This window comes from Pseudomonas sp. AIG (assembly GCF_977020205.1).
In genome coordinates, this window is the sequence record NZ_CDROCK010000053.1 from 40,532 (window position 1) to 53,162 (window position 12,631).

General features: G+C 57.9%; 12 protein-coding genes. 7 read left to right on the forward strand and 5 right to left on the reverse strand.

The annotated features are described in order from the left end of the window. Positions 1–36 precede the first annotated feature (36 nt). Positions 37–1,110, reverse strand: coding sequence for a 23S rRNA (cytidine(2498)-2'-O)-methyltransferase RlmM (rlmM, locus tag ACWR1S_RS25050; protein ID WP_102902009.1), 1,074 nt, complete (start codon positions 1,108–1,110; stop codon positions 37–39). A gap of 221 nt (positions 1,111–1,331) precedes the next feature. Between rlmM and acnA the strand changes: the two genes are divergently transcribed. Further along, positions 1,332–4,073 (forward strand): aconitate hydratase AcnA, encoded by a 2,742-nt coding sequence (gene acnA / locus ACWR1S_RS25055; RefSeq protein ID WP_454565361.1) that lies wholly within the window; start codon positions 1,332–1,334, stop codon positions 4,071–4,073. Positions 4,074–4,388: 315 nt separating this feature from the next. Here acnA and ACWR1S_RS25060 read toward each other — a convergent pair whose 3' ends face one another. Next, complete coding sequence (locus ACWR1S_RS25060; RefSeq protein WP_454565362.1) at positions 4,389–5,183, reverse strand: aminoglycoside phosphotransferase family protein; 795 nt, start codon at positions 5,181–5,183, stop codon at positions 4,389–4,391. A gap of 16 nt (positions 5,184–5,199) precedes the next feature. After that, positions 5,200–5,688 (reverse strand): SRPBCC family protein, encoded by a 489-nt coding sequence (locus tag ACWR1S_RS25065; RefSeq protein WP_454565363.1) that lies wholly within the window; start codon positions 5,686–5,688, stop codon positions 5,200–5,202. 186 nt (positions 5,689–5,874) lie between these two features. On the opposite strand from ACWR1S_RS25065, the gene ACWR1S_RS25070 reads away from it, so the two are divergent. Together ACWR1S_RS25070 and ACWR1S_RS25075 are read left to right on the forward strand one after the other, a co-directional pair. Next, positions 5,875–6,795, forward strand: a complete 921-nt coding sequence (locus ACWR1S_RS25070; protein WP_454565364.1) for an ADP-ribosylglycohydrolase family protein — start codon at positions 5,875–5,877, stop codon at positions 6,793–6,795. Positions 6,796–6,850: 55 nt separating this feature from the next. Beyond that, positions 6,851–7,255, forward strand: a complete 405-nt coding sequence (locus tag ACWR1S_RS25075) for a lysozyme inhibitor LprI family protein (RefSeq protein WP_454565365.1) — start codon at positions 6,851–6,853, stop codon at positions 7,253–7,255. Positions 7,256–7,328: 73 nt separating this feature from the next. Here the strand turns inward: ACWR1S_RS25075 and ACWR1S_RS25080 are convergent, their stop codons facing one another. Continuing rightward, positions 7,329–7,769 carry a MerR family transcriptional regulator gene (locus ACWR1S_RS25080; protein WP_454565366.1) on the reverse strand — a complete coding sequence of 147 codons (441 nt, stop codon included), beginning with the start codon at positions 7,767–7,769 and terminating at the stop codon, positions 7,329–7,331. Positions 7,770–7,883: 114 nt separating this feature from the next. On the opposite strand from ACWR1S_RS25080, the gene ACWR1S_RS25085 reads away from it, so the two are divergent. The 4 genes from ACWR1S_RS25085 (at position 7,884) to ACWR1S_RS25100 (ending at position 10,409) form a co-directional block, all read left to right on the forward strand. Continuing rightward, positions 7,884–8,522 carry an NAD(P)H-dependent oxidoreductase gene (locus ACWR1S_RS25085; RefSeq protein ID WP_454565367.1) on the forward strand — a complete coding sequence of 213 codons (639 nt, stop codon included), beginning with the start codon at positions 7,884–7,886 and terminating at the stop codon, positions 8,520–8,522. 308 nt (positions 8,523–8,830) lie between these two features. Beyond that, positions 8,831–9,436, forward strand: coding sequence for a hypothetical protein (locus ACWR1S_RS25090; RefSeq protein ID WP_454565368.1), 606 nt, complete (start codon positions 8,831–8,833; stop codon positions 9,434–9,436). A gap of 9 nt (positions 9,437–9,445) precedes the next feature. Beyond that, positions 9,446–9,652, forward strand: a complete 207-nt coding sequence (locus tag ACWR1S_RS25095; RefSeq protein ID WP_003226632.1) for a helix-turn-helix domain-containing protein — start codon at positions 9,446–9,448, stop codon at positions 9,650–9,652. Positions 9,653–9,737: 85 nt separating this feature from the next. After that, positions 9,738–10,409: a hypothetical protein gene (locus ACWR1S_RS25100; RefSeq protein ID WP_454565369.1), complete on the forward strand. Its 672-nt coding sequence runs from the start codon at positions 9,738–9,740 to the stop codon at positions 10,407–10,409. Between the two features lie 58 nt (positions 10,410–10,467). Here ACWR1S_RS25100 and mrdA read toward each other — a convergent pair whose 3' ends face one another. Next, positions 10,468–12,360 carry a penicillin-binding protein 2 gene (mrdA, locus tag ACWR1S_RS25105; RefSeq protein WP_454565370.1) on the reverse strand — a complete coding sequence of 631 codons (1,893 nt, stop codon included), beginning with the start codon at positions 12,358–12,360 and terminating at the stop codon, positions 10,468–10,470. Positions 12,361–12,631 lie beyond the last annotated feature (271 nt).

The following is a 12,631-nucleotide window of genomic DNA, read 5'->3' on the forward strand; positions in this document are numbered from 1 at the left end:
GCGAGCAGGCTCGCTCCCACAAGGTTTTGCAGTGTGTCAGCGAGATTTGGCTTTCTTGGTGTCATGCCGGCGCAGGTGGCAGGTCACTTCCTCGCGGTCGTGATACAGCTGCTTGCAGCCAATATCGACCTTGATCCCGCGTGCCTTGAAACCATCGGCAATGCGCTCGAGCAAACGCTTCACTTCGGCGTAACGCTGCTTCATCGGCAACTTCAGGTTGACCACCGCCTCGCGGCAATGCCCCTCGCCAATCCACTCTTCGAGCATCGCGGCGTTACGCGCCGGTTTCTCGACGATGTCGCAGACCATCCAGTCCACTGGTTGCTTGGGCTTGAAAGTAAAACCGTCGGCCATCAAGTGCTGGACCAGACCGGTGTCCATCAGGCTTTCGGCCATCGGGCCGTTGTCGATGGCGGTCACCAGCATGCCGCGATTGACCAGTTGCCAGGTCCAGCCGCCCGGCGCAGCGCCGAGATCGACGCCGGTCATGTCGCTGTGCAGGCGATCTTCCCACTGGTCACGCGGGATAAAGTGGTGCCAGGCCTCCTCCAGCTTCAGCGTCGAACGGCTTGGCGCCTCACGCGGGAACTTCAGGCGCGGAATACCCATCGGCCACATCGCCGAGTTACCGGCATCGGCCATCCCCAGAAACACTTCACGACCGCTCTTGAAGGTCAGCAGCAGACGCGGCTTGTTCGCGTCATCCACCAGTTTGCCGGCGCCGGTCAGGGCCTTGCGCAGCGGGCCTTCGAATTTCTTGCAGAAGTTCGACAGTTCTTTGCCGTCATTGGTATCGACGACTTCCAGCCAGAGACTGCCGCACACCGGGAATTCGGCCATGTGTGCGAGGATCACGCTGATGCGATCGGTTTCCGGCAGATCAATGAAAACCCCGCGCGCCCATTGGCGCGGGAAGATCAGCTCGGCGAAACGCTGACCGCGCATCAGGCGCTCGGCGCCGTCTTCTTCGGTGCAGACAAACTCGGCGCACGCGGTGGCCGCTTTGGCCTTGGCGTAGCCGGCCACGTTGAGCTGGGCGGCGAGGTCGGAAATCTCCGAACAGACTTCGCCTTCGAAGCCTGGCCGGCAATGCATGAATAGGGTGTTCATTCTTACTCCTGGGCAGCGGGCGATCATTCGGCCGCTGCGCGATGTCCAGACCTTGCGTTGCAGCAAAGCCTGTCACGAAAACCGGCGCATGATAGCCGATGTCGGAACCTTGGTTCCGCTCATAGAGTCCAGTTATTAGCCAGCTACCTAAAACAGGGCTAGGTTTAAAGCTCTATTCGTCCCCCGATCCGTAGCCGTGCGGATTCAAAGGAGTGATTGTAATGCCGTCCCTCGATAGCCTGAAAACGCTGAAAACCCTGCAAATCGACGACAAGACCTACCACTATTTCAGTTTGCCGGATGCCGCCAAAAGCCTGGGCGACCTCGACAAGCTGCCGATGTCGCTGAAAGTCCTGCTGGAAAACCTGTTGCGCTGGGAAGATGAAAAAACTGTCACCGGCGCCGACCTCAAGGCGATTGCCGCATGGCTCAAGGAGCGTCGCTCCGACCGTGAAATCCAGTACCGCCCGGCGCGGGTATTGATGCAAGACTTTACCGGCGTACCCGCCGTGGTTGACCTCGCCGCAATGCGTGCAGCGATGGCCAAGGCCGGCGGCGATCCGCAGCGGATCAATCCACTGTCACCGGTGGATCTGGTGATCGACCACTCGGTGATGGTCGACAAATTCGCCACGCCGAGCGCGTTCGAACAGAACGTCGACATCGAGATGCAACGTAACGGCGAACGTTATGCCTTCCTGCGTTGGGGCCAGAGTGCTTTCGACAATTTCAGCGTGGTGCCGCCGGGCACCGGCATCTGCCATCAGGTCAACCTTGAATACCTCGGTCGCACCGTGTGGACCAAGGATGAAGACGGCCGAACTTATGCGTTCCCCGACACCCTGGTCGGCACCGACTCGCACACCACCATGATCAACGGCCTCGGCGTACTCGGCTGGGGCGTCGGCGGGATCGAGGCCGAAGCGGCGATGCTCGGGCAACCGGTGTCGATGCTGATTCCCGAAGTGATCGGTTTCAAACTGACCGGCAAACTCAAGGAAGGCATCACCGCCACCGACCTGGTGCTGACGGTGACGCAGATGCTGCGCAAGAAAGGCGTAGTGGGCAAGTTCGTCGAGTTCTACGGTGACGGCCTCGCCGACCTGCCGCTGGCCGACCGTGCAACCATCGCTAACATGGCCCCGGAATATGGCGCGACGTGCGGTTTCTTCCCCGTTGACGACGTAACGCTGGAATACCTGCGCCTGTCCGGGCGGCCACCGGAAGTGGTGAAACTGGTCGAGGCGTACACCAAGGCGCAGGGCCTGTGGCGTCTGCCGGGTCAGGAACCCGTGTTCACCGACAGCCTGGCGCTGGACATGGGCAGCGTCGAAGCGAGTCTGGCCGGACCAAAACGCCCGCAGGATCGCGTGTCGCTGCCGAATGTACCGCAAGCCTTCAGCGACTTCATCGACCTGCAATTCAAGCCTACAAGCAAAGAAGAAGGACGCCTGGAAAGCGAGGGCGGTGGCGGGGTCGCGGTGGGCAATGCCGATCTGGTCGGGGAAACCGAATATGAATATGAAGGCCACACCTATCGCCTGAAAAACGGCGCCGTGGTTATCGCCGCGATCACCTCCTGCACCAACACCTCCAACCCGAGCGTGATGATGGCCGCCGGCCTGCTGGCGAAAAAAGCCGTGGAGAAAGGCCTGAACCGCAAACCGTGGGTGAAGAGTTCGCTGGCACCGGGCTCGAAAGTGGTCACCGACTACTACAAGGCTGCGGGGCTGACGCAATACCTCGATCAGCTCGGCTTTTCGCTGGTCGGTTACGGCTGCACCACCTGCATCGGCAACTCCGGACCACTGCCGGAGCCGATCGAGAAAGCTATCCAGAAAGCCGACCTGACCGTGGCATCGGTGCTGTCCGGTAACCGCAACTTCGAGGGCCGCGTGCATCCACTGGTGAAAACCAACTGGCTGGCCTCGCCACCGTTGGTCGTCGCTTATGCCCTGGCCGGCAGCGTGCGCAGCGACATCAGCAGCGAACCGCTGGGCGAAGACCAGCAAGGCAATCCGGTGTATCTACGGGATATCTGGCCATCGAGTAAAGAGATCGCCGATGCGGTGAGTCAGGTCAACACGGCGATGTTCCACAAGGAATACGCCGAAGTGTTTGCAGGCGATGAGCAGTGGCAGGCGATCGAGGTGCCGCAAGCGGCGACGTACGTGTGGCAGGACGATTCGACTTACATCCAGCATCCACCGTTTTTTGATGATATTTCCGGGCCGCTGCCGGCAATCAAAGACGTCAAAGCTGCACGGGTGCTGGCCTTGCTCGGCGACTCGGTAACCACCGACCACATCTCCCCCGCCGGCAACATCAAGGCCGACAGCCCGGCCGGACGTTACCTGCGCGAAAAAGGCGTGGAGCCACGGGACTTCAACTCCTACGGCTCACGGCGTGGCAATCATGAAGTGATGATGCGCGGCACCTTCGCCAACATCCGTATCCGCAACGAAATGCTCGGTGGCGAAGAAGGTGGCAACACGATCTACATTCCAACCGGCGAGAAACTGGCGATCTACGACGCGGCGATGAAATATCAGGCTTCGGGCACGCCGCTGGTGGTGATTGCCGGGCAAGAATATGGCACCGGCTCCAGTCGCGACTGGGCAGCCAAGGGCACCAATCTGCTGGGCGTGAAAGCGGTGATCGCCGAGAGTTTCGAGCGGATCCACCGTTCCAACCTGGTGGGCATGGGCGTATTGCCGCTGCAGTTCAAGCTTGATCAGAACCGCAAGAGCCTCAACCTCTCTGGCAAGGAAACCTTCGAAATCCAGGGTCTGACCGGCGTCGAACTGACACCGCGGATGAACCTGCCGCTGGTGATCACTCGTGAGGATGGGCGTCAGGATAAGATCGAAGTGTTGTGCCGGATCGATACGTTGAATGAGGTGGAGTACTTCAAGTCGGGCGGGATTTTGCATTACGTCCTGCGCCAGTTGATCGCCTCGTAACGCACAAACCAAAGTAGGAGCTGCCGCAGGCTGCGATCTTTTGATCTTGCTTTTAAAGCCAAAGTCAAAAGATCGCAGCCTGCGGCAGCTCCTACATACAGGCGAAAAAAAACCCGCCGAAGCGGGTTTTTCCCAAGACCATTATCGACTCCCTGTCGGCAGCGATCCTTGCAAATGGTCGATCATCCATGATCCTGAAACACTCCCTGTGTCTCAGTTGATGTGTGTAGATTACGCAGTGGATCCAATCAGCAATAGTCGTAAAAGCTACCAGCGCGTGTAAGACATTCGCCATAGCAACCCTTCCGAAAACCCTTAGCCCTGTCGGGCATCGAGCATGGACGCCGCGATCTGTGCGACTTTCAGCTGCCCCGAGGCCTGCTCCAGCGCGTCACCCTCCAAAAACCATCCCGCCGACAACCCGGCAAACGCCTGCACCCATTGCAGCAGCCTGCGGCGATCAAGCCCGGCCGCCTCGACAATCACCGCAAGCTGACGGCGAAAGCGCTGGGGATCAACAGCCGTCGGCAGGTCCGGGTTGCATATCAGGTTGGCATAGTCAAAACCGCGTTCGCCCCTGACCCGCTTCGGATCGATTGCCAACCAGCCACGCGAATCGAAATCCAGCACATTGTCGTGATGCATATCGCCGTGCAGCACCACCACGTCTTGTGGATCGGCAAGCAAGGCTTCGGCAGTTTGCAGGCTCAGGGCGTAGAGGCCGCCATGTTGTGCAGCCGCAATGCGCAGCGGAGCAAACCATGGCCCCAATTCAACCAGCGGCGGCGGTGGCGTTGCGCGCGGTACATGCAGTCGCGCCAGCGCCGAACACAGAATCCGGCTCGCCTCGTCGTCTTCGCCATGTATCGCCATGTGCATCAGCGAGCGCCTGCCCATGGCGCGCTCCATCAGCAGGCCATCCTCGTGATGAGCCAACACTTGCGCAGCGCCGCCACCGTCCCACCAGGTCATCAACCGGTTGCCATATTTCTCGTCGGTATCCAGCGCAACCTTGAGCATGGTCGGCGTGTCGTTCAGGCGTACCGGCAACAAACGGCTGCCGGGCGTGATGATCGGCGCACCGTCCGGGACCAGTGACCAGCGGTTCATCCAGGCTCCGAAAATATCAGCCACCGTCACGCTCACGGGCCTTGGCGCTTTCGGCAAGAAACTGTTCGAGGCGGCTCAACTGCTCCTCCCAGCCACGGCTGTCCATGAAATAAGCCTCTTTCTGACGAACATCGGGGATGTGCGCAAAACCCGACTCGGAAACCTTGAGCAACGTGCCACCTTCGTAATCCTGCAGCTCGAACTTGACCAGCGTGGTCGGCTCCTGGGAATAGTCGATTTTCGGGTTCACCGCATACGGATGCCAGCGAAACGAAAACAACTGCTGCGGCTCGACCCGCTCGATCAGCACATTCCACAACACGTGTTCATAACCGGGATACGTGACCTGCCCCTGCGTCCATTCACCGGCAATAAATCGCCGGCCCTCAAGCGCTACCCCAAACCACTGGCCAAACGCCTCGGCATCGACCAATGCACGCCAGACATGGGAACGCGACGCCTTGAGCGTGATCTTGCGTTCGAAACTATTGGGTACTGGTTTCATACGTCACCTCCTGTTTTGAACACTAGGCCTGTATGACCACATGTCCAATGTGAAGTTGTATCAAACCGGTGCATAAGAGAAACATCCGGCTGCATTTGCGCGCCGCTGGATGAACGGATTCAGCCACCGTTCAAGCAGCGAAACTGTTACCTTTTCCAGCGAAATCGAACCAGACAAGGACGACCCATGCTGCCCTCCCTCGCCGAACGTTATCGCGGCGCCCTGCTCGGCCTGGCCTGCGGTGACGCGGTCGGTACTACAGTAGAGTTCAAGCCGCGGGGATCATTCCAACCGTTGACCGATATGGTCGGTGGCGGCCCGTTCCACCTCAAGCCAGGGCAATGGACCGATGACACCTCAATGGCGCTGTGCCTGGCGGAAAGCCTGCTGACCAAAAACGGCTTCAATGCTGTCGATCAGATGGGCCGTTACCTCAACTGGTGGCAGTGGGGTTATCTGAGTTCGACCGGTGAGTGTTTCGACATCGGCATGACCGTCAGTCAGGCGCTCGCACAATATCAACAAACCGCTGAGCCCTTCGCCGGCTCGACCGACCCCTACAGCGCCGGCAACGGTTCGCTGATGCGTCTGGTGCCGGTGGTCTTGTTCTACTTTCCCGATGCCCGTCAGATCCGCCAGTTCGCCGCCGACAGTTCGCGAACCACCCACGCGGCCCCTGAAGCCATCGAGTGCTGCCAATTGCTGGCCGGGCTGATCGCCAGAGCGCTTGAAGGCGCAACCAAGGCGCAATTGCGCCAATTGCCCTCTGCGAACTTCTCACAACCCAAGGTCGCGGCCATTGCTCACGGTGATTATCTCGGCAAGGCTGAGGCGGACATCAAAGGCAGTGGTTACAGCGTGCAATCACTGGAAGCGGCGCTGTGGTGCTTTCAGCAAACCAACAGTTTCGCCGCCGCAATCCTGCTGGCCGCCAATCTGGGCGATGACGCCGACACCACCGCCGCGATCACCGGTCAACTGGCCGGTGCTTATTACGGCGTCCGTGGTATCCCCGGGCACTGGCTGGACAGGTTGCATGACGGCGCCGAAATTGCCGCGACTGCAGATCGTCTGCTTGAGGCCTCCAGAATGCGTGTCCCTGAATAGCCGCAGCTGATTCGCTACACTGCTTGGCACTTACTTCGACACAGCGAGAATCCCCATGTCCCCACGTTCGCTCCTGGCCCTGACGCCCCTGCTGTTCATGCCGTTCGCCCACGCCGCCGTCGACTGCGCCAACGCCAGTGATCAGGCGACGATGAACCAGTGTGCGGGGCAGGATTTCAAAGCGGCTGACAAGGCGTTGAACACGGTGTATCAGCAGATCACTGGGCGATTGAAGGACAACCCGGACGGCAAGAAACTGTTGGTCAGTGCGCAGCGGGCGTGGGTCGGCTTTCGGGATGCCGAGTGCAAATTCTCGTCGTCCGGGGTGACGGGCGGGAGTGCCTATCCGTGGGTTTACAGCAATTGCCTGACCGGAGTGACCAAGGTGCGGGTCGAGGCGCTGAAGCAGTATTTGAAGTGTGAGGAAGGTGATATGAGTTGCCCGGTGCCGGGGGCCTGATTTTTTGCGGCGGTTTTGAGGGATCTTTCGCGAGCAGGCTCGCTCCCACATTGGAATGCATTTCAAATGTGGGTCAACGCCCCTGCAATGCATTGCGCGTGAGCATGTTTTGCTCAGGCCGATAGGACTCGGCCCGGTGCGCACTCGCGCACACAACAGGCGCACCACTGCGCAAACTTTCCTCAAGTACATGCCGCAACCGTAACAATCCCTCACGCTGCATCGCCAGATTGGCCTCGATCTGCCCTATCTCGCCCATACGGATATCGATTTGCTCGATGGTCAGGGATTTGGAACAACTGCCATCCTGCAAGAACAGTCCGCGAATGGTGTCGAGAGAAAATCCGAGCCGTTGCGCATCGCGCACCAGTATCAATCGCGCAACAGCTGCCTCGGCGTAATGGCGATACCCGTTGGCGTCACGGGTAGAAGGCTCCAGCAAACCTTGCTCCTCGTAATAGCGAATGGCCGAAGCGGCAACACCGGTGCGCTTGGAAACTTCTCCAATCTTCATAAAAACTGCTTGACCTTCAAGTTGGCTTTAATCGTTAGCATAAGCCCAGGTTCAGCACGACAGCCAGTCGTTATTGACCCGCCTGAACATCTTTCACCTTTATGGAATTTGATGATGAGCACACTGACAGACCTGCTGAAATGGCGCTACGCAACGAAAAAGTACGACCCTTCCCGGACTGTGTCCGATGAAAAAATCGAGCGCATTCTGGAAGCGGTGCGGTTAACGCCGACATCAAGTGGACTGCAGCCCTTTGAACTGCTCGTAGTGACCAATGCAGAGGTTCGCGAAAAGATCAAAGCCGTCAGCTGGAACCAGGAACAGGTTACCGACTGCTCTCACTTGTTGGTGTTCGCCGCATGGGACGACATCACGGCGGAGCGGGTCAACATGATGTTCGACCTGACTAATGAAGTACGCGGGACCGTTAACGAAGGATGGGAAAATTACCGTCAGATGCTCTTGGGCATTGTCGCTGGACGTGGCAAAGAGGCCAATTACCAAGCGGCTGCGCGCCAGGCTTATATCGGTTTGGGCTCAGCTTTGATCGCCGCGGCGTTTGAAGAAGTCGATGCCACACCAATGGAAGGTTTCGACCCGGCAGCCATCGATGAAATCCTCGGACTCGCGGCCCGCAACTTGCGCAGCGTGGTGATTCTGCCGCTGGGGCATAGAGCCAGTGAAGGAGACTGGTTGGTCAACTTGAAAAAGGTTCGCCGCTCGCGGGATAACTTCGTGACCGAGATCAAGTAACCCCGGTAAGAGCGGGCGACTGAAGCATGCCTCTAGCGTGCGTGCCCGCTCTAATCAATCCCTGCCCCCCCTCATCGATACCAGCGGCCACCGAGTGGATCGCTTCCCTCCTCTGCGCTCGACTTGTTTTGAATTCGAGAGCAAATCGACGTTGAAATCCCCCCAGGTCGATGGAACAGAGGTTCACTCTGTGACCCCCGCATTCGATGCCGTTTGTGCGCTTAACAAAACAAGAACAATTTATTATTGCCATTCGATAATTTAACATCGAGAATTAGTCATTCCCAATGGCACCGCAAGGATTTTTCATGAGTACTCGTAACAACGGATTGGCACTGCAGCGCATGCATTGGGTCGGATTACTGGCAGCGATTCTTGTCTGGGTTTTAGGGGTGACCGAGGTCGGTGGCAACGCTTCGATCTGGTTCTTCAAAACGGATGAAATGCTCGCGGCTCTGCTTTACGCCTTTGCTGAAAACTCACCGCAATTGCTTGACCCGTTTGTCGAAGGCGCGCTGCTTGCTCCCGACACATGGCTCTCACCATTGGTCACCGCGCTGATCATCGCTTTGGATTTCCTGCCCGTTCTGCTCTCGACCTACGTGCTCTGGCTGACAGGCCTGTTTTTCCTGCGCTTGTCCCGCGGTGAAACCTGGACCGAGCGCAATATCAGGGTTCTTTGGCGAGTGGGGATTCTGTGCATCATTTCTCCTGCAATCTACCCGCTGGTAGAGACCTTGCAAGGTTTGACGCTGTCTATCGATCTGCCCCCTGGGGAGCGCATTTTTCAGTTCTCGATTGGCCTGTCTTCCTCGTCGGCCTACGAGATCATCAAAGGGGTTTTGCTCTGTTTGTTTTCAATTATCATGCGTGACGCAAAAGTACTCAGCGATGAGCAAAGTCAATACATATAGAACAAGACAATGACCATTATCGTCCGCCTTGACGTCGTCATGGCCACGCAAAAAATTCGCTCGAAAGAGTTAGCTGCGCTGCTGGGCATTACCGAGGCCAACCTGTCGTTATTGAAAAATGGCAAGGTCAAGGGCGTGAAGATGGCCACTCTGGACAAGCTCTGCGCAGCACTCGATTGCCAGCCTGGCGATCTGCTGGAATATCAGAAAGACTGAGCCTTGTGCGCGAGCGCACGTTAATTGTCGTCAGTTCCCAGCGTTTAACTCTTATTCAATCCTTAGTTTGTAAGGCGGCTTTGTCATGACCCGGTTTTTATTCTGCGCGCTGTTTTTACTGACAGCGTTGATCAGCGGCTGCGCCACGCAAATGGACGTAGCGCTAAATGCCACACCTGATCCGGATTATCATTTTGACCGCAAGGCGACCGTACTTGTGACGTCTGCCAATGGCAGTGATGAGAACGCACTTAATGCCCGCTACTACCTTCGCGACATGGTTAATGCGCTTAAAGACAGGGGCTACCAGGAGGTCTATACCGACGCCAGTCTGCCAAAGAACCATGCGCCGATAAAGATGACCATCAGCCTCGAGATTGGCAGCCGGCAAGTGACTTACCGTTATACCGCGACCGAGTATGGTCAGGTACCGACCAGCACTTCTACCGTGTGCAAGAACAGCAAGAAGAAAGACGACCGACTGAACTGCACGAGTACACCCAACACCACCTATGGCCCGATAGGTACTTCGGAGCGAACCGGTTACACCACGCTCAGTACCTTTATTGCCACCGCACGCGATGAAGGCAGTAAGCGGCCGGTCTACCTGCTTCGCGCTTCGTCCTATAACGAAGATTGCCAGTCAGCCAAGGTCGAAGCCTTTCTGGTGGAGCAAGGCTTGCAGAACTTGAACTTCGAGGATCGTGTACAGCGCAACTACACCGTGACGATGCCCGAGGGTTATCGTTGCAAATAGGCTGTGCAGGATAACTCACAGCCTCGGCTCAACTGGCATGAACCGAGGCTGTGAACCGTTAAACGTGAGGGTCACCAGGCGCTTTAGTCGGCGCCGCGTATTGCGGCTTGAGATGGCCATCCTGATCGAGTAACCAGGCGTCCATGATCTGCCGCACCACAGGGCCGGCAACACGACCTCCGGCCTCGCCGTTTTCGATCATCACCGAAATCGCAATCTTCGGATGCTCGGCCGGCGCGAAGCCAACGAACAAGGCGTTATCGCGGTGGCGCTCGAGGGTTTTTTCGCGGTTGTAGCGTTCGCCTTGCTTGATCGCCACCACTTGCGCCGTACCACTCTTGCCAGCGATGCGGTATTGCGCCCCCGCCGCCGCCGCGCGCGCAATGCCTCGGGCATCGTGCATCACCATCTGCATGCCGTGGTTGACCTGCTCCCAGTCACGCGGATCCTTGAGCAGGATGTTCGGCATCGGATGCTCGTCGACCGGGGCGACACCATCGACGGTCTTGGCCAGGTGCGGACGATTCCACACGCCTTTATTGGCGATCAACGCCGTGGCTTGAGCCAGTTGCAGCGGTGTGACCTGCATATAGCCCTGGCCGATGCCGAGAATGACAGTTTCGCCCGGGAACCAGGCTTGCCGGCGGGTCGCGCGTTTCCAGGCTTGCGATGGCATCAGCCCGGGCGACTCTTCAAACATGTCCAGCGAGACTTTCTCGCCAAGGCCAAACATCGCCATGTAATCGTGCAGACGATCGATGCCTAGCTTGTGGGCCAGATCGTAGAAATAGGTGTCGTTGGACCGCATGATCGCCGCATCCATGTCCACCCAGCCATCGCCGCTGTGGTTCCAGTTGCGGTATTTGTGATCGAAGTCCGGGAGCTGGTAGTAACCGGGGTCGAATACGCGGGTCTGCGGCGTCACCACGCCGGCGTCGAGGCCAGCGATGGCCACTTCTGGCTTGATCGTCGAGCCCGGTGCGTAGAGCCCGCGCAACACGCGGTTGAACAGCGGTCGGTCGATCGAATCTCGCAGTGCCGAGTATTCCTTGGAACTGATGCCGGTGACGAACAGATTCGGATCGAAGCTGGGATTACTGACCATGGCCAACACTTCGCCGGTCGACGGATCGAGCGCGACCACAGAACCACGACGATCACCCAGCGCGGCTTCGGCAGCTTCCTGCAGCTTGACGTCGAGGCTCAGGACAATGTTCTGACCAGGCACCGGGTCGGTGTGTTTGAGCACTCGGAGTACGCGACCCTGGGCGTTGGTTTCCACCTCTTCATAACCGACGTGGCCGTGCAACTGCGCTTCGTAGAAACGCTCGATACCGGTTTTGCCAATCGATTGGGTGCCACGGTATTCAACCGAGTCGAGGCTTTTGGATTCTTTTTCGTTGATCCGACCGACGTAACCGATCGAGTGGGCGAAATGTGCGCCGAGCGGGTAATGACGGACAAACTGCGGCTCGACATCAAGGCCTGGGAGGCGGAACTCGTTGACGGCCAGTACAGCGATCTGCTCTTCCGTCAGCTCATAGAACAGCGTCACCGGCGTAAACGGGTGGCGGGACTGCTTCATGGCTTTATCGAAGACAGTGCGATCCTCGGCAGGCAGGTGCAGGAGATTGATGACCTCGTCCAGTTCTTGATTGACGTCGGTGGCGCGTTCGCGGGTGATGGTCAGGTTGAAACTGGGGCGGTTATCGGCGAGCAACACGCCATTACGGTCGTAGATCAGGCCGCGTGTCGGCGGGATCGGTAAAACATGGACGCGATTATTTTCAGAGATGGTCGAGTGGTAGTCGAATTCCACCACTTGCAGAATGTATAGGCGCACGACCAGGGCGCAACTGACCGCGAAGACGAATAAGGCACAGGCGATCAACCGCTTGTTGACCAGGCGCGTCTCTTTTTCGTGGTCCTTGATCGGGATGGGTTCAGGCATTTCTACAGCAACTCTTTGACATAAATGAGTGCCGATCCGTGGGCATGACATCAGTCCTTGAAAAAACGAGCTGCACCATACCAAAAACTGCCGGGTCACTTCAGAAGGAATTTCCCCAATGGCAGCTCTTGCGACGGTTGGGGCAGGTAATGCGTTGGAGAATGTGTTCGCTGTCGCGAACAAAAAACTTTTCTGCGGACAAAACAAAACCCCAACTGCTTTCGCAATTGGGGTTTCGGAATTTAATCTTGACGATGACCTACTCTCACAT

Coding starts and splice junctions, on each gene's coding strand:
- ACWR1S_RS25070 (WP_454565364.1), top strand. CDS start 5,875: ATGCTGCCCTCCCTCGCCGAACGTTATCGCGGCGCCCTGCTCGGCCTG.
- ACWR1S_RS25085 (WP_454565367.1), top strand. CDS start 7,884: ATGAGCACACTGACAGACCTGCTGAAATGGCGCTACGCAACGAAAAAG.
- mrdA (WP_454565370.1), bottom strand. CDS start 12,360: ATGCCTGAACCCATCCCGATCAAGGACCACGAAAAAGAGACGCGCCTG.
- ACWR1S_RS25080 (WP_454565366.1), bottom strand. CDS start 7,769: ATGAAGATTGGAGAAGTTTCCAAGCGCACCGGTGTTGCCGCTTCGGCC.
- ACWR1S_RS25075 (WP_454565365.1), top strand. CDS start 6,851: ATGTCCCCACGTTCGCTCCTGGCCCTGACGCCCCTGCTGTTCATGCCG.
- rlmM (WP_102902009.1), bottom strand. CDS start 1,110: ATGAACACCCTATTCATGCATTGCCGGCCAGGCTTCGAAGGCGAAGTC.
- ACWR1S_RS25100 (WP_454565369.1), top strand. CDS start 9,738: ATGACCCGGTTTTTATTCTGCGCGCTGTTTTTACTGACAGCGTTGATC.
- ACWR1S_RS25060 (WP_454565362.1), bottom strand. CDS start 5,183: ATGAACCGCTGGTCACTGGTCCCGGACGGTGCGCCGATCATCACGCCC.
- ACWR1S_RS25095 (WP_003226632.1), top strand. CDS start 9,446: ATGACCATTATCGTCCGCCTTGACGTCGTCATGGCCACGCAAAAAATT.
- acnA (WP_454565361.1), top strand. CDS start 1,332: ATGCCGTCCCTCGATAGCCTGAAAACGCTGAAAACCCTGCAAATCGAC.
- ACWR1S_RS25090 (WP_454565368.1), top strand. CDS start 8,831: ATGAGTACTCGTAACAACGGATTGGCACTGCAGCGCATGCATTGGGTC.
- ACWR1S_RS25065 (WP_454565363.1), bottom strand. CDS start 5,688: ATGAAACCAGTACCCAATAGTTTCGAACGCAAGATCACGCTCAAGGCG.